Source organism: Nostoc sp. ATCC 53789 (assembly GCF_009873495.1).
Taxonomy (GTDB): Bacteria; Cyanobacteriota; Cyanobacteriia; order Cyanobacteriales; family Nostocaceae; genus Nostoc; species Nostoc muscorum_A.
In genome coordinates this window covers 6,034,572-6,051,996 of sequence record NZ_CP046703.1, presented here as the reverse complement: position 1 = coordinate 6,051,996, position 17,425 = coordinate 6,034,572, and the positions used below count along the sequence as shown (strand labels likewise).

Sequence of the window (17,425 nt, the reverse complement as noted above, 5' to 3'; positions counted from 1 at the left end):
AGGACATTTACTGATACCAAGTACTATTTGTAAAGGTTAAGTTTAAACAAGTTCACAAGGATTGAGTTACACCGCTTAGAACAGGTTCGGCTCAGTTGTTACATTAGTCCCCTTAAGTTAAGGGTTAAACTCACTAAAGTTTCAACCAATTCAACTTTGATCACTATAACTTTAAGTCCCCAGTTATCAGCCAGGGGTACATTTTACCATACCCATTTAGCAACCTCCTGACCTCAGACAACGGATAAAGTTTAGAGGAATTATTATGCCAATTTATGATCGTTGTATTGAATATAGCAGATAAGTAAAGCTAGCTCATAAAGAGCAGCGATCGCAGCTGCTATAGATGAAGATACGATTCAATCCGAATCCAACTCTAGCAGTTACAGAATGTCTAATAACAAGCTCAAAGAAGATAGTAAATATCTCAGTCTTTGTGCCACGCATTCATGTGCTAATCGTCCGATTCCTCTTAATAAAACACTAATAATCAACGGTATCTACATCCCCGATTTAACCATTAACGGTTAACAGAAAAAATTTCAGTTTTACAACAGCGTTTCTATAATCGACGCGATTTCCAGTTGCGATCGAACAACTGTGACTGTCCTGAAAAGTCTAGATAGATTACTCATTTAAATAACTACTTAGCAACTGAATAAAGTTGCTGAGATTGTACTACAAATTCCCCCCTACACCCATTCGGAGTAAACAGATGGCTACATATTACGTTTCTGGAACAGGCAATGATAAATCTAATGGTTTGAGCCAGGGAGATGCATTTCGCAGCCTCCAAAAAGCTGCCGACTTGGTGAAGGCAGGTGATACAGTCTACGTGATGAATGGTACTTACACCTCGCCTTACGCCAATATCTTGAGTATTGCAAATAAGCAGGGTACGGCTAATGCACCGATCACATTTAAGGCACTACCTGGGCACACACCTGTTTTAGAAGCAAACGCAAAAAATTGGCAGGCTATATCAATTACAGGCTCAACCTACATAGCAATTGAAGGCTTAACATTGGTAGGAAATCGGGACAATCTTAAATTAGAAGATGCACTTAACCAAAAAGACAATTTAAATAATCCAGCAACATCTGGAAATGGTATTTTTGTTACCGTCAGCAGTGACAATCCAAATCAACATTCAAGTCATATCACAATTAGTAATAATAATATTTCCAAGTTTCCAGGAGGAGGAATTGCAACAACACAAGCAGACTACATTACAGTAGAAAATAATGTCGTTACTGGAAATGCATGGTACTCACCTTATGGTACACAAGGTATTACTATGCTTAACCTTTGGAATTCCGATAACAACACGACAGATTACAAAGTAATTATAAAAGGCAATACTGTTTTTGATAATCAATCATTAGTTCCTTGGAAGGTAGTAGGAAAAATAACTGAAGGTCATGGAATAATGCTTGACACTTCTTATGTTGGAGATGTTGCTTACGCTGGTAAAGCTTTAATCAGTAACAACTTAACTTACAACAATGGCGGGGCAGGTATTCAGATTTTAAAAGGAGAAAACCCTGTAGACATTGTTAATAATACAATTTACCAAAATTCAAAAGTACTTTCAGACGGAGAAATTTTCCTTAACTATGCTAAAAATGTTCGAGTTTATAACAATATTCTGTATGGAAGCAAGGGGGAGTCTCTTATTGTCAGCAATAAGTCTACTAATCTTACATTCAACAATAACCTTGCTTACAACGGAGTTTTGAACGTTACAGGTTCAGGGAATATTTTAAACAAAGACCCGTTGTTTGTTAATCCAGCCAATGGTAACTTTAGTCTCCAACCTGGTAGTCCCGCAATTGATGCTGGTTCCAATATTTTCAATAGTATAACTAATAAAACTCCTCAAGATGGCGATGGGAATGGCACGGCAGTGATTGATATTGGTGCATACGAAGCCCCCCACAACACCATTGCCACCCCTGAAATTCAAGTTCTTAACGGCACAGTTGATATTGCAGATGGTAGTACTACTGCGATTAACTTTGGCGATGTCATTACTGGTAATACTCTCAGCAAAACCTTTACCATCAAGAACACAGGTACAGCTGCACTCAACCTCAGTAATCTCAAACTTCCCGACGGATTTAGTTTAGTGGGAACTCTGCCAACAAGTGTGGCTGCAAATGCTTCCACCACCATCACAGTGGCACTCAACACCACTAAACCTGGAACCTATGGTGGCACTCTGATTTTAAGCAACAACGATACTGATGAAAGCTCTTTTGATTTTGCTATTAGTGGCATAGTTAAACCTGTTCCGGCTCCCGAAATTCAAGTCCTCAATGGCACAGTTGACATTGCAGATGGCAGTACTACGACTATTAACTTTGGCGATGTCATTACTGGTAATACTCTCAGCAAAACCTTTACCATCAAGAACACAGGTACAGCTGCACTCAACCTCAGTAATCTCAAACTTCCCGACGGATTTAGTTTAGTGGGAACTCTGCCAACAAGTGTGGCTGCAAATGCTTCCACCACCATCACAGTGGCACTCAACACCACTAAACCTGGAACCTATGGTGGCACTCTGATTTTAAGCAACAACGATACTGATGAAAGCTCTTTTGATTTTGCTATTAGTGGCATAGTTAAACCTGTTCCGGCTCCAGAAATTCAAGTCCTCAATGGCACAGTTGACATTGCAGATGGCAGTACTACGACTATTAACTTTGGCGATGTCATTACTGGTAATACTCTCAGCAAAACCTTTACCATCAAGAACACAGGTACAGCTGCACTCAACCTCAGTAATCTCAAACTTCCCGACGGATTTAGTTTAGTGGGAACTCTGCCAACAAGTGTGGCTGCAAATGCTTCCACCACCATCACAGTGGCACTCAACACCACTAAACCTGGAACCTATGGTGGCACTCTGATTTTAAGCAACAACGATACTGATGAAAGCTCTTTTGATTTTGCTATTAGTGGCATAGTTAAACCTGTTCCGGCTCCAGAAATTCAAGTCCTCAATGGCACAGTTGACATTGCAGATGGCAGTACTACGACTATTAACTTTGGCGATGTCATTACTGGTAATACTCTCAGCAAAACCTTTACCATCAAGAACACAGGTACAGCTGCACTCAACCTCAGTAATCTCAAACTTCCCGACGGATTTAGTTTAGTGGGAACTCTGCCAACAAGTGTGGCTGCAAATGCTTCCACCACCATCACAGTGGCACTCAACACCACTAAACCTGGAACCTATGGTGGCACTCTGATTTTAAGCAACAACGATACTGATGAAAGCTCTTTTGATTTTGCTATTAGTGGCATAGTTAAACCTGTTCCGGCTCCAGAAATTCAAGTCCTCAATGGCACAGTTGACATTGCAGATGGCAGTACTACGACTATTAACTTTGGCGATGTCATTACTGGTAATACTCTCAGCAAAACCTTTACCATCAAGAACACAGGTACAGCTGCACTCAACCTCAGTAATCTCAAACTTCCCGACGGATTTAGTTTAGTGGGAACTCTGCCAACAAGTGTGGCTGCAAATGCTTCCACCACCATCACAGTGGCACTCAACACCACTAAACCTGGAACCTATGGTGGCACTCTGATTTTAAGCAACAACGATACTGATGAAAGCTCTTTTGATTTTGCTATTAGTGGCATAGTTAAACCTGTTCCGGCTCCAGAAATTCAAGTCCTCAATGGCACAGTTGACATTGCAGATGGCAGTACTACGACTATTAACTTTGGCGATGTCATTACTGGTAATACTCTCAGCAAAACCTTTACCATCAAGAACACAGGTACGGCTGCACTCAATCTCAGTAATCTCAAACTTCCCGACGGATTTAGTTTGGTAGGAACTCTTCCAACAAGTGTGGCTGCAAATGCTTCCACCGCGATTACGGTGGCACTCAACACCACTACACCTGGAACCTATGGTGGCACTCTGATTTTAGGCAACAACGATACTGATGAAAGCTCTTTTGACTTTGCTATTAGTGGCATAGTTAAACCCAAAATTCAAGTTATCAATGGCACTGCTGGCAATGACATCTTTATTACCCAGCTAAATAATGGCAATGACATCATCACAGGCTTTGGCGGTATAGGTACTAACTCAAACCCTCCATCTGAGGTGATTGCCAAAGTAGATACCTTGCAATTTGTTGGGACTGGCTTGACTGCGAGAAATCTGCAATTAACTCAAAATAGCAATGACTTAGAAGTTATTTTTGAAGGCGTGGCTAATACCAAAGTTACTCTGCAAAACTTTAAGTTAGAAAACCTGGAGAACGTAAGCGCATTAGCAACAAGACCCGCCATCGGTAATATTCTGTTTGACGGACAAGCCAGTATTACAGACAGTTTTGATGTGATCAATGCCAACTCTACTCAAACGAGCATTTTCAACAGAAACACCGTCACCTTTCTCAATGAATTGAACAATAACATCGTCGGTTTTGACAACTCCAACGATGTGATTAATGGTCAAGGGGGCAATGATACCATCAATGGCAATAGTGGTAATGATTTACTGCGGGGTGGTGCTGGTGATGATCTTCTCATTGGTGGAATAGGTAATGATATTCTCATCGGTGGTAGTGGTGCTGATGCTTTCGTCTACAATACCAATGCTGCCTTTACTAGCGCTACTGTGGGTATTGATACCATCGCTGACTTCAATCACTCTGATGGTGACAAGATTGTTCTGGATAAAACTACTTTTAGTGCCATTACTTCTATTGTAGGAAAGGGTTTTAGTAACGCCAGTGATTTTCAAATCACTAGCTTAGGAGCGGTTAGTAATGCTGTGATTGTCTACGACTCTATGACTGGACAGTTACTATACAATCAAAATGGTAGCGCTGCTGGTTTCGGCACTGGTGGTCAATTTGCACAACTTACTGGTGCGCCCACTCTTACTGCCTCCGACTTCATCATTCAAGCATAGTTGGGTTGGGTAAACTAAGTAGAAGTGTAATTCAAACATTAATCGACTTTCAATTAAATAGATCACACACATAGGGGCGCAATATATTTGTGCCCTTACAATTTTGCGATTTAAATACTAAATACCATCAGTAACAAGGCGAAAAAAAATACGGTGTAGAGTACAGCAAAATGAAGTGTGCAGAATTATTTGGTTTAAGATTACCTTTTCATTACTCTGACCTTTATAACTGTATTTCCAGCAGATAAGTTAGGCTTAAAACTGAGAAAAAATATGCAAACCGACGCTGGTAAAACTATTTATGTTGGAATGACAACGGCAGCAGTCCTAGTTCAACCCGTACTTACCGAAAATACTCATGCAGATGTGTGCGTTGTCGGTGCTGGGATAGCATGGATGTCAAAGTGCTTTAACCGACGCAGGTAAAATAATCAATGGTCGTGCTGGATGATAGTCCTATTAATGGCAGTCAAACAGCAAGAGCAACGGCCCACTTATCGAGGTTACTGAATTATTGCTACCACTAGCTGGAGCAAATGCAAGGCAAAGAGGGTGTAAAACTTGTTGCCCAAAATTATACAACAGTAATTGATACTACAGAAGAGAGGCGATCGCTACCCGAGAAAACATTAACTGCGACTTGGAACTACTTGACAGCAATATTTTTCCTCCAGACCTAAAATCAATACATAAGATGTAGCAGGAGTTAGAAGTATTACACCTGGGTAGACTAACTAACGTAGAAATCCTGAAGAAAGCACCGTTGACCGATTTTGATCCAGGTGTGTGTCTACACTTTCCCAGACAAGGACAATTTGAGCCACTGAGTTAGTCAGATTAACGCAGACTTAAAACACTTTATAAATCCCTAAAAGCGATGTTTGCTTATGGAGAAAATTTAATGCTAATCAACCAAATATTAGCATAATTCTTTATATCTACACTAAAACTTTATGAAAGCTATATCAAACAACACCTTACATATTTTTGCAACCAAAAGCCTATATACTAGACTAGACTTTGATAAATTTGAGAGTTTTGTTAATTGCAACACCAAAAACTATTAATTTTTAGATGAAATACTAGCGTATCTTATAGTCTATAGTTTTTAAGGTTTAGTTAAAACTATATCCAGTATCATCAAAAAAACTGCAAACTTCATGTGGTGCAAAATCAATCGGGGAGTGGAAACATGAATTTACGTAGAGATGCATTGCAAATCCTCAAGGAAACTAGCCGAACTTTTTATATTCCAATTAGTCTTTTACCGCCAGGATTACAAGAAGCAGTAGCATCAGCATATTTGTGTATGCGTGCCATTGATGAAATTGAAGATCATCCCGAAATAGATAATGCGACTAAAGCAAAGCTGTTAAGAAGCATTAGCCTGACATTACAGGCAGGGGTTGATGGCTTCGCAGTAGAGGCTTTCTTTACAGGATTTAATGGGTATGAAAATACCTTAGAAGAAGTCACTCTGAGAATTAGAGAATGGTTGCTGCTAGCACCTGAGACTATTGCACCTCGAATTTGGGATGCCACTGCTGCAATGTCAGACCGAATGGCTTACTGGGCAGAAAGAAACTGGAAAATTTATACAGAATCTGATTTGGATCGTTATACCTTTGGGGTTGCAGGCGCAGTGGGATTGTTACTTTCGGACTTATGGACTTGGTACGATGGAACACAAACGAACCGTACCCAGGCGATTGGGTTTGGTCGCGGTTTGCAAGCAGTTAATATCCTGCGTAACCACACTGAAGATTTAAGGCGTGGGGTAGACTTTTTTCCAGAAGGCTGGAGTGCGGAAAATATGCAAGAGTATGCGCGTCGCAATCTAGCTCTGGCAGAAGCTTACACCAAAGACCTTCCTACCGGCCCAGCCTTAGATTTTTGCCAAATTCCCTTAACCTTGGCTAATGGCACCCTTGATGCTCTTGCTAATGGTAAAGAGAAACTCAGCCGCAGTGATGTTTTTGCACTTATCGAACAGCTAATTAGTGTGAATATGAAAGCCAGCTAAATAGTCTGTTAAAAACTAATGGAGATAATTCTAAATTGCCTCCAAATTCGGGCATCCAAAATCCTACAGCGATTTTTGTAGGATGGGCACTGCCCTCTAATACCAATTTTGGTTGAATTTTGGATGGCAACTTTGGTGTGTTTCGAGTGCAACTGGGATTTTGGATTCAAAGTCTGAAACCTTACTCTGTTCTAGCAATGTAAACAAGTAACTCAAACATTTATTAATACAAGTATAATCAATTGCATTATTTTTGCGACTATTTACGTAATACCAGGTAAACTTTAGGAACTCTTCAAAGGATTTCCAGCAAAAATTACCTGGCAAGAATTGATTAATGTCTAAATAATTAAAAGAGAGTGTAACGCTCCCCGTGATTATTCGTGCAGCGAGTTGACAGTGCATGAGCTACTGCTTAAATCCTATCTGTCCCAATCCAGAAAATTTGGTAAATAGCCAAAGTTGTCAGTCTTGTGGCTCGCAACTACTGTTGCGCGATCGCTATCAGGTGATCAAACCATTAGGTCAAGGTGGCTTTGGAGCTACCTTCTTAGCCAACGATCAAGGCTTACCAGGAGAACCGAGTTGCGTAATCAAACAATTACGCCCATCAGGAAGCGCCCCACACGTTTTACAGATGGCCAGAGAACTCTTTGAACGAGAAGCCAAAACTCTAGGTAAGATTGGCAATCATCCCCAAGTACCAAGGTTGCTAGACTATTTTGAAGATCATGAACAATTCTACTTAGTTCAAGAATATATCAGTGGTGATACATTGCAGGAGGAGGTCAAACTTAACGGCATCTTGACCGAAACTGGAGTCAAGCAATTCTTAAGCGAGATTCTACCACTCCTCCAATACATTCACGAGCAAAAGGTGATCCATCGTGATATCAAGCCAGCCAACTTAATTCGTCGCACTCAAGATGCCAGGATGGTACTTATCGATTTTGGTGCCGTCAAAAACCAAGTCACTCAAGGCGCGATCAGTCAATCAGGGCAAACAGCATTAACTGCTTATGCGATTGGTACTCCTGGTTTTGCACCTCCAGAGCAAATGGCTATGCGTCCAGTCTATGCCAGTGATATTTATGCTCTGGGGGTGACATGTATTTATTTACTGACTAGCAAAACTCCTAAAGATTTAGATTACAATCCCAACACTGGCGAGATGATGTGGGAGCAACTTGTGCAAGTGAGCGATCACTTGAGCAATGTATTACGAAAGATGTTAGAAGTTTCTGTACGTAATCGCTATCAGTCAGCCGCAGAAGTTCTTAGAGCATTGGAAATAGAACCATACTTAGAAAGTTTAGCAAAGGGTTTACTGATTAAATCAGATACTGGTTCTAAAGAGCGAACACACAACTATCTGGAAAATTCTGCTGTTTTATGTAACAACTCTTCTGTTGCTGCCACCAGTGCAGGAGTGGCACAGGTAGCGGCAGCAATTCGTGCCAGACGAGCTAAGGCAGCAGAAGCTGCTGGATCACACCAGGGTTCTGGGATGGGCAAATCAACCACTTTAGCTAACAGCAACAGTAATGGTTTGCAAGTTCAAAATTCTAAAGTTGAGCGTAAGTTAGATACCCAAAGTTTGTTAACCGCCTATCAAAAGGGAAGACGAGATTTTGCTCTTCACAATTTAAGTTTGTTGAACCTGCAAGGTGCTGACTTATCAGGAACAAATTTCCATTCCACTCAATTCCAAAAAACTAATCTCCAGGGAGCTAATCTTCACAATAGTGACTTTGGCAGAGCCAGCCTTAGTAAAGCAAATCTCAAGGATGCTAATTTGACCAAAGCATACTTTAACCATGCTGATTTAGAAGGGGCAGACCTGCGAGGTGCAGACCTCAGTAATGCTTATCTCAGCAATGCTAACCTGCGAGGAGCTAATCTATGTGGTGCTAATCTCACTAGTGCCAAAATTTCTGATGAGCAGCTAGCACTAGCAAAAACAAATTGGATGACCATCCGCCCCAATGGTAAACGAGGCTTATTGTAAGTTGAAAGTTGAGATTTTGGAGCCAGAGCAAGCCACTGGCTTCCAGACTATTTGCCTACTTTTTAATGAGGTTTAAAGAGGAGCAAGTCTTAGTTGAAACTATATTGTTTCACAAGGCTTCGATTTTCTTATTGGCATGATAAATTAACTCTTATTTTTCTTGATAAAACTTAGATTTATTCAGAGCGCGTATTGGTCTTATTATGAACAGCTCAGAATTTTTATAGTTGCTTTGCTCGATAGCCATCACTCTTACAAATATTAAGAAATATCCCATTATCTAGCAAAAATACGGTGATGATTGGCAATTCTTAATCAAATCTTTATAATAATCATCTGTTACAAATAACAAATGATTATTTACAATAAACAATAAAGCATCACAATAGTTTTTCCTTAGTATTTATATGCTCTTTATTGCTATAAACGACAGGGGTTCTGGTAAGTAAAAGCTGTAAAATCTAACGCTCTTAAGCCACTCAAGTTTTCAGATGGCAGTAGAAAGTGAAAAATTAATTAATTATCCCTGATTGTAGGCTGAAGCAGAATAGTCACAACCGAAATCAGGCAATACAAGGTTTATATATCATGGCTGACTTTGCACAAACAGAAATAGAACGGCGATTAACTTTATATCAAGTATTCCTTAAATTGTATGAACACCACAGCAGCCTTTTAGATGAAATTCTTCAGCTAGAAAACCTATCTCAACCGTCGTTGAAAAAGATGAAGGTACGTTACGTACATGGTGTAGTGGATACGTCTACTGTTTATTTGATGACTAACTTATGTGACAATCAGACCCAAAGTTTACGACAGCCACAGCAGATATGGACAATAGGTCGTAATCAGAACAGTGGTATTTGCATTGCTGATAACTATATGTCTCGTCGCCACGCGGCTATTCAATATATTGACGATCAAGGCTTCTACTTCATAGACTTCAACAGTACCAATGGCTCATTTGTGAATGGCGATCGCGCTTTAGAGCCGATCAAGCTCGAAGATGGCGATCGCATACGTCTAGGCAATATGACTTTTGATTTTTTTGTGAATTATACGTGCCGTGTTTTGCCAACTGTAGCAATGGAGTTATTGATGCAGCTTGTGCATCGTAAAAATGACAATCAAGTAGAAATACTTTCTTTTCGCCGTGATAAACAAAAATATATACCTGAGAAAGTAGATGATAATTTGGAAATTTTCAGAAATTCACGACTACTTGAGAACCTTGAACATTATTATGACAACTTCAGTTCAGAACAGAAATCAGAAATTTTAGACCGCTTTTTTAGCAGACAAATACCATAAAATCCCAGTTAAAAAATTGAAAATTGCCATAATTTTCAATTGGGTAAAATATATACAATTCGTAGGGGCACAACAATGTTAATTCTTGTGCCCCTACTTTTACCTGATTAGAACTAGAAATGCCTAACGAATAACTGATCAATCCTTTACAAAAAGTGGGTTAGCTCTTTTTGTAACCCACTACATATTCAAAATTGCAGATTAATAAATCCACATTCCTTATTCTTCTGGCTCTAAATCAACTTCTTCCTCTTCATCTTCTTCACTGGCTTTAGCTACAGAGTTAGCAGAAACAACAGCGCCTTTATCTAACTTTTCACGCACCAGTTTCTTAATTTCTTCAGCAAATTCAGGCTTTTCTTCTAGATACTTAATGGCGTTGTCTCGTCCTTGGGAGATATTATCGCCGTTGTAACTATACCAAGCCCCCTTGCGGACAATAATGGAAGTTTCTTCTGCCAAGTCTACAATACAACCCAAGGTAGAAATCCCTTTACCAAAAATAATGTCAAATTCCGCTATTCTGAAGGGCGGCGCTACTTTATTCTTGGCGACTTTGACTTTAACGCGATTACCAAATTCATCTGTACCTTTCTTCAAGGTTTGAATTCGACGAATATCCAAGCGCACCGAAGCGTAAAATTTCAATGCATTACCTCCAGTCGTGGTTTCTGGGCTACCGTAGGTAACACCGATTTTTTGCCGCAACTGGTTAATGAAAATTACTGTACAACCAGATTTACCAATGTTGCCCGTAATTTTACGTAGGGCTTGGCTCATTAACCGCGCTTGCAAACCAACGTGAATATCACCCATATCGCCTTCAATTTCAGCACGGGGAACCAGTGCTGCTACTGAGTCTATGACTACAATATCAACCGCAGCAGAGCGTACAAGTTGATCGACAATTTCTAAAGCTGATTCGCCAGTGTCAGGTTGAGAAATCAGCAAATTGTCAATATCTACACCCAATGCCGCAGCATAAGTAGGATCAAGGGCGTGTTCAGCATCAACAAAGGCAGCAATACCGCCATTTCTTTGCACTTCGGCGAGCGCATGTAGCGCTACTGTAGTCTTACCGGAACTTTCCGGCCCATAAATTTCTATTACCCGCCCCTTGGGTAAACCACCACCCAATGCTAAATCTAGGGTAAGCGCCCCACTAGAAATTGTTTCCACCCGCATCCGGGTAGCATCGCCCAGGCGCATGATTGCCCCTTTACCAAAGCTGCGCTCAATCTGGTTTAGCACCATAGTCAGTGCTTTTTGCTTGCCGGAAGTATCGGTGTTGATAGCCATTTCTGCCTCTAATGCCTCTAATCTAAATATATGGTTTTAAGGAGTGTTGGTTTCGGAGCTTGAGTAGAACAGATATACTATTTTAACCAGAAAATTCTGGAATAGGACTTCTCAAATCAAAAAAGGGTGTGACAAGATCGTAACTCGATCGCTACCAGATTAGGGTAGTTTTGCACAATGATACCAACTTGCATTCAGAGATAGCTTTTTTTGGCTGGGTAAGCAAGGGTTTTCAAAGAAAAAATAAATTAGCTAAACAACACTGTCAGTAGAACCGGACTCGTGAGCATTTGCGGAGGTTGCTCAATTAGGAGCGATCGCCATGCCAATCAGCATATCATCTACAGCGACTTCATTGGGTCGGGATTTATGTAGAAAGCTTTTAGGGTAGTAGATTGCTGAATTCTTCTCTACTCTATTTACATAAATAAGCAGCAAGTTCTGTGAAGCCAGAATTGAGATGAGAAGATTTATCTGCTAAAATAGTCAAAATGTCTAAAATAGTCAAAATGTCTATGCAGACCTATACTCTCACAGATGCTCGTAACAAACACGGTGAGGTTTTTGATAAGGCTGCTACAGAGCCAGTTCTACTCACTAAACAATCACGGCCTAGCCATGTGATTATTTCAGCCGAGAGCTACCAAAAATTAATGAATCGGCTGGAAGAATTAGAGGATATGGTTTTTGGTCAAGCTGCTGAAGTTGCTCTGAGTCAGTCTAAAATGATTGGTACAGAGGCTTTTACATCTGCATTAGAGCATTTAGCTAATGGCGAAGCTTGATGGTCTAGCAACTGTTCTTGATTTTCTGAACGGTTTACAGCCTAAAATAGCAGCACAGATTGCAAAAAAGGTTTTGGCTTTGAATGTTGAGCCTTTACCCGCTGATAGTGAGCAGCTATCTGGTTATCAGGGTTTACATCGAGTTGATAGTGGTGAATATCGAATTATTTACAGGTATTTTCCTGATCGCGATTTAATAGAAGTGATTTTAGTCGGTAAGCGCAATGATGATGATGTCTACAAAAAATTGAAGCGTTTACTCGGTTAAGCTTTGGTTTTCATTAAAATGCTAGAATCTCTCCAGCACAAATGCTTTCAGGCATCTTTGATGACTTTCGACCTTCCCGACTCTCTGATTCTTGATACAGCGCTTTCAGTTTCTGGATTAACTGACTATATTCGCTTGTTGTTAGAGCAAGATGAACAATTGCGGCAAGTTTGGGTAACTGGCGAAGTTTCTAGTGCTAACCACCATCGCAGCGGTTTATTTTTTACACTGCAAGATCCCGATCGCACCGCCGGAATTAAATGTGTGGTATGGAATAGCCAATTGACAAAACTTGCCCAAATGCCAGTTGCTGGTGAGCAAATAATTATTTTGGGTAGTATTCGCCTATATCCACAACGGGGAGAGTATCAGTTATCAGTTTGGCAGACTTTACCTGCTGGTGTTGGTTTACAGGCGTTGCGCTATCAACAACTAAAAAATCGCTTGCTGGCTGAGGGATTGTTCGACGCGCAAAGAAAGCGATCGCTACCCATCCACCCTCAAACGATCGCTGTTGTCACTTCCCCAGCGGCTGCTGCTTGGGGTGATATTCAAAAAACCCTCAAGCAAAGGTATCCAGGTTTACACGTTTTATTTTCTCCGGCGACAGTACAAGGTGAGCAAGCACCTGAATCTATCGTTAAAGCAATTGAGCGAGTGGAAAAAGATGGACGCGCCGAAGTGCTAATTTTATCGCGGGGTGGCGGCGCGGTGGAAGAGTTGGCTTGTTTTAATGACGAACGAGTGGTGCGATCGCTTGCTAGTTGTTCTATTCCGATAATTACTGGTATCGGACATCAAAGAGATGAATCTTTGGCGGATTTAGTTGCAGATGTCTGTGTGCATACACCGACGGCGGCAGCAGAAAGAGTTGTACCGGCACTTTCAGAGTTGTATACTGAGCATCGGCAGCGAGTTGTGGCTTTATATGAGGCGGTGCATGACTCTGGGGAAAATGCTGAGAATAAACTGCAAGGATTACGGAATCGTTTGCGACGTTTGCGGTTAGATCGGCAAGTGCAGCAGGAGGTGGAAAAGCTAACTTGGAAGCGTCAGCATTTGGTGCAAATTACGACGGGGCGATCGCAGCAAGCGGCGCAGTATTTAGAATTATTGCGGCAAAAGTTGGCTAGTCTTGACCCGAAAGCTGTGTTACAGCGTGGTTATGCGGTGGTGAGAAGGGAAGATGGCGCGATCGCTCGTTCGGCGGCGGAGTTGGCTGTGGGAGAAGATTTGTTGATTCAGTTGGGGCAGGGTGGGGTTAGAGTGAAGGTTGTAGAAGTAAACGAACCGTAGAAGTAAACGAACCGCAGAGGCGCAGAGGACACGGAGAAATTAATGGTTAAACGTAAAAGTGCTTCTAGTTCTGATTCGATGGAAGGTTGGAATTATGAGGCGAAGGTTGCTGAAATAGAGGGAATTATTACTCGCATTGAGGCGGGTGAGTTAGAATTGGAAGCGGTGTTTGACCAATTTGCCAGTGCTGTTGAGTATTTGCGTCAGTGTGAAAGTTTTTTGCAGCAGCGACAGCAGCAGGTGGATTTGTTAATTGAAACATTAAGCGAAGAATAGAAGCCAGACTTTTTAGTGTAAGTTATTTAGGAATTTAAATATAATTAAACAGCTAAACTAGTTAAAAAGAAATAATTTTTATTATCAATATTTTTTAGTAAATCTCCGTTTTCACTCATATTTAAATCTTCCCAATATCCAATACCCAATTCAGAGTTATAACCAGGAGTTTGAGAAGTTGAGAATAACTGATGAAACGATTGATTTAACGAACTGCGATCGCGAACCGATCCACATTCCAAATCTGATCCAGCCTCACGGAGTTTTACTGGTTTTGCAAGCTCCCACCCTGGAAATCATTCAGGTAAGTAGCAATAGCCAGGAAGTTGTTGCCCGTCAACCAGAAGAATTGCTGGGCAAGCCTCTGTCCTACTTATTCAATGTCAAGCAGATTAAGCTGATTCAACAATGTCTGGCGGAAGATTTCGAGAGCATCAATCCCCTCAATTTGTCTATCAAGCGCCTAAACAAATCAATCTATTTTGATGGTATTGTACATCGTTTAGATAATATCATTATTCTGGAATTGGAGCCGAAACAAGCGAAGGGACAAATAAGCTTTTTTAACTTTTATCAACAGGTAAGAGGAACAATAACCCGCATTCAAAAAGCACCCACACTACTGAAAATGTGCCAGATTGTGGTGACAGAAGTCCGGCGAATTACTGGCTTTGAACGCGTCATGGTCTATAAATTTGATCAAGAAGGGGCAGGTAGCGTCATCGCTGAAGACACCAATCAGGAAACGCCCTATCTGGACTTGCACTATCCACCCTCTGACATTCCCAAGCAAGCCCGACAGCTATACACTCTTAACTGGCTGCGGCTGATTCCAGATGCCAGTTACCAGCCTGTCGCCTTAATTCCAGCGAACAATCCTTTGACAAATCAACCACTCGATCTGAGTCTATCGGTGTTGCGGAGTGTTTCTCCGATTCATCTAGAGTATCTGCAAAATATGGGCGTTACTGCCTCTATGTCTATTTCTCTGATGCACGAAAAAAAGCTTTGGGGATTGATTGCCTGTCATCATTCTTCGCCCAAATATATTTCTTACAATATTCGCACTGTGTGCGAGTTCATTGGACAGGTGATGTCTGTGGAACTGGCAAACAAAGAAGCGAGTGAAGACATTGATTACAAAAGCCAATTGAAATCATTGCAAACTCAATTTGTTGAAGAGTTATCTCAGGCTGAGTATTACCTGGATGGTATGGTGCAACTAAAATCTCAATTACTTAATCTGGTTACTGCCACGGGAGCAGCGATATGCAGTGGCGACCAGTGTATTCGAGTGGGTAAAACGCCCTCTGAGGAAGAGGTTCATGCCTTACTTGATTGGATTAAACTGCATCTTTATCATAACTTGTTTGAGACGCGATCGCTCACGAAAAATTATCCTGCCGCCGAGTCATATCAAGCGATCGCCAGTGGAGTGTTAGCCCTAGAAATTTCTAGAGTTCATCACAATTACATTCTCTGGTTTCGTCCAGAAGTAATTCAAAGCGTGAGTTGGGGCGGCAACCCCAACAAACCTGTAGAAGTTTTCTCAGATGGCAGTTTACGAATGTCTCCTCGCAAATCTTTTGCATTGTGGCAAGAAACGGTGAAAGGATGTGCCCTACCTTGGAAACCTTGCGAAGTTGAAGCGGTTACTGAACTGCGAAGCCTGGTTGTGGGTGTTGTGTTGCGCCAAGCAGACAAACTAGCATCGATGAATTTTGAATTACAACGGAGTAACGAAGAACTCGATTCCTTTGCCTATGTTGCCTCTCATGACCTGAAAGAACCTCTGCGGGGCATTCACAATTATGCCAACTTTTTAATGGAAGACTATGCAGACGTATTGGATGACAATGGAATTGCCAAACTCCAAACTCTGGTGCGTCTGACGCAGCGAATGGAAGACTTGATCAACTCACTCCTCCATTTCTCCCGCTTGGGACGCGCCGAACTGATTCGGCAACCAGTGAATCTGAATGACGTAGTGCAACAGGTAATCGGCACTTTGACCATGGCCCGACCCCAAAGCGAAGTCGAGTTTCGCATTCCTCAACCTCTAAGAAGCGTTCAATGCGATCGCGCTCAGATTAATGAACTCTTCAGCAACCTAATCAGCAACGCCATTAAGTACAATGATAAACCCCAAAAGTGGGTTGAAATTGGTTGCGTTGAAGGAAATGGCGAAAGCAAAATTTCTCCCACTTCTCTGACTTTCTACGTTCGTGATAACGGCATTGGCATTTTAGAAGAACATCTTGACAAAATCTTTCAAATCTTCCGCCGCTTACATGGGCGGGACGACTTTGGAGGTGGGACTGGCGTAGGGTTAACCATTGCCCGCAAAATTGTAGAACGGCACGGTGGTAGAATTTGGGTGGAATCTATCCCAACTCTTGGCAGCACATTTTACTTTACCCTGTCGGCGGAGGCAAATAGATGACTCGTATTTCAGTCTCCCCAATCCAGCAAACGCCCGTACTTTTAATTGTGGAGGATAGCAACGAAGACTTTGAGGCACTGCAAAGATTTCTAGGGCGATCTTCCGTTGCGATCGCCATCCAACGGTGTGTGAATGGGGAACAAGCCTTAGCATTTCTTTATCGGACTGGCAGGTATATTGAGCGCGAAAGTGCGCCCCGTCCCGGCTTGATTGTCCTTGATTTGAACCTGCCCGGAACCGATGGACGAGAAGTGTTGCGCCGGATTAAACAGGATGACAGCTTAAAAATGATTCCGGTGGTGGTGTTTACTACCTCTAACAATCCCAAAGATATTGAAGTATGTTATCAATACGGTGTCAACAGCTATATTGTTAAGCCAATCAATTTTGCTCAACTGAAACGAGATATTCAGATGCTAGTGGAATATTGGTTTGAAGTGACAACGCTGCCTGATTTCCTAGAGGATTAGTCATAAGGCAAAAATTTGGGTTTTTGAGACGCGATAAATCGCCGTCTCTACAAGTCTTTTGGTCTTATCTGAACTGTAGTGTCTTTCCCCTTGTCCCGAATGTCACTAAGAAAACGTGAAACCTTTGTCTGAGGAAGGTGTGGGAGGTGTGGGAGGTGTGGGAGGTGTGGGAGGTGTGGGAGGATGGGAAAGAAATCTGGCTCCCCACACTCCCCACACTCCCCTTGTCCCCTTGTCCCCTTGTCCCCTTGTCCCCTTGTCCCCTGCCCCCTGCCTCCTTCCCGTTGTTTTTTAA

The 17,425-nt window shown here is 41.7% G+C and carries 15 protein-coding genes; 14 read left to right on the top strand and 1 reads right to left on the bottom strand.

Annotated elements, in window-relative coordinates; all coding sequences use genetic code 11:
- Positions 1-390 precede the first annotated feature (390 nt).
- The 7 genes from GJB62_RS25065 to GJB62_RS25035 all read left to right on the top strand — a co-directional run bounded on the left by GJB62_RS25065 (position 391) and on the right by GJB62_RS25035 (position 10,293).
- Positions 391-531 (top strand): hypothetical protein, encoded by a 141-nt coding sequence (locus GJB62_RS25065; protein WP_159402569.1) that lies wholly within the window; start codon positions 391-393, stop codon positions 529-531.
- Between the two features lie 184 nt (positions 532-715).
- Positions 716-4,951, top strand: a complete 4,236-nt coding sequence (locus tag GJB62_RS25060; protein WP_159402568.1) for a choice-of-anchor D domain-containing protein — start codon at positions 716-718, stop codon at positions 4,949-4,951.
- Positions 4,952-5,224: 273 nt separating this feature from the next.
- Positions 5,225-5,377 (top strand): hypothetical protein, encoded by a 153-nt coding sequence (locus GJB62_RS25055; protein WP_159402567.1) that lies wholly within the window; start codon positions 5,225-5,227, stop codon positions 5,375-5,377.
- Between the two features lie 110 nt (positions 5,378-5,487).
- The gene (locus GJB62_RS25050; protein ID WP_159402566.1) at positions 5,488-5,631 is read left to right on the top strand and encodes a hypothetical protein; all 144 of its coding nucleotides are present in this window, start codon (positions 5,488-5,490) and stop codon (positions 5,629-5,631) included.
- Between the two features lie 512 nt (positions 5,632-6,143).
- Positions 6,144-6,974: a phytoene/squalene synthase family protein gene (locus GJB62_RS25045; protein ID WP_114082451.1), complete on the top strand. Its 831-nt coding sequence runs from the start codon at positions 6,144-6,146 to the stop codon at positions 6,972-6,974.
- A gap of 403 nt (positions 6,975-7,377) precedes the next feature.
- Positions 7,378-8,982 (top strand): serine/threonine-protein kinase, encoded by a 1,605-nt coding sequence (locus tag GJB62_RS25040; RefSeq protein ID WP_114082453.1) that lies wholly within the window; start codon positions 7,378-7,380, stop codon positions 8,980-8,982.
- Positions 8,983-9,570: 588 nt separating this feature from the next.
- Positions 9,571-10,293 (top strand): FHA domain-containing protein, encoded by a 723-nt coding sequence (locus GJB62_RS25035; RefSeq protein ID WP_181852853.1) that lies wholly within the window; start codon positions 9,571-9,573, stop codon positions 10,291-10,293.
- A gap of 219 nt (positions 10,294-10,512) precedes the next feature.
- Here GJB62_RS25035 and recA read toward each other — a convergent pair whose 3' ends face one another.
- Positions 10,513-11,592 (bottom strand): recombinase RecA, encoded by a 1,080-nt coding sequence (gene recA / locus GJB62_RS25030; protein ID WP_114082455.1) that lies wholly within the window; start codon positions 11,590-11,592, stop codon positions 10,513-10,515.
- A 491-nt stretch (positions 11,593-12,083) separates the two neighbouring features.
- Here recA and GJB62_RS25025 point away from each other — a divergent pair, with 491 nt between their 5' ends.
- The 7 genes from GJB62_RS25025 (at position 12,084) to GJB62_RS24995 (ending at position 17,425) form a co-directional block, all read left to right on the top strand.
- The gene (locus tag GJB62_RS25025) at positions 12,084-12,377 is read left to right on the top strand and encodes a type II toxin-antitoxin system Phd/YefM family antitoxin (protein WP_245245998.1); all 294 of its coding nucleotides are present in this window, start codon (positions 12,084-12,086) and stop codon (positions 12,375-12,377) included.
- Entirely contained in the window at positions 12,364-12,645 is a 282-nt protein-coding gene (locus GJB62_RS25020) for a type II toxin-antitoxin system RelE/ParE family toxin (protein WP_114082457.1), read from the top strand. Before GJB62_RS25025 ends, GJB62_RS25020 begins: the two co-directional genes overlap by 14 nt.
- A 60-nt stretch (positions 12,646-12,705) precedes the next feature.
- On the top strand, positions 12,706-13,941 hold the full coding sequence (gene xseA / locus GJB62_RS25015; protein WP_114082458.1) for an exodeoxyribonuclease VII large subunit: 1,236 nt from the start codon (positions 12,706-12,708) through the stop codon (positions 13,939-13,941).
- A 42-nt stretch (positions 13,942-13,983) separates the two neighbouring features.
- Positions 13,984-14,217: an exodeoxyribonuclease VII small subunit gene (gene xseB / locus GJB62_RS25010; protein ID WP_114082459.1), complete on the top strand. Its 234-nt coding sequence runs from the start codon at positions 13,984-13,986 to the stop codon at positions 14,215-14,217.
- A gap of 184 nt (positions 14,218-14,401) precedes the next feature.
- Complete coding sequence (locus GJB62_RS25005) at positions 14,402-16,660, top strand: ATP-binding protein (protein WP_114082529.1); 2,259 nt, start codon at positions 14,402-14,404, stop codon at positions 16,658-16,660.
- Entirely contained in the window at positions 16,657-17,130 is a 474-nt protein-coding gene (locus GJB62_RS25000) for a response regulator (RefSeq protein WP_114082460.1), read from the top strand. Before GJB62_RS25005 ends, GJB62_RS25000 begins: the two co-directional genes overlap by 4 nt.
- Positions 17,131-17,245: 115 nt before the next feature.
- On the top strand, positions 17,246-17,425 hold the full coding sequence (locus GJB62_RS24995) for a hypothetical protein (protein WP_147262516.1): 180 nt from the start codon (positions 17,246-17,248) through the stop codon (positions 17,423-17,425).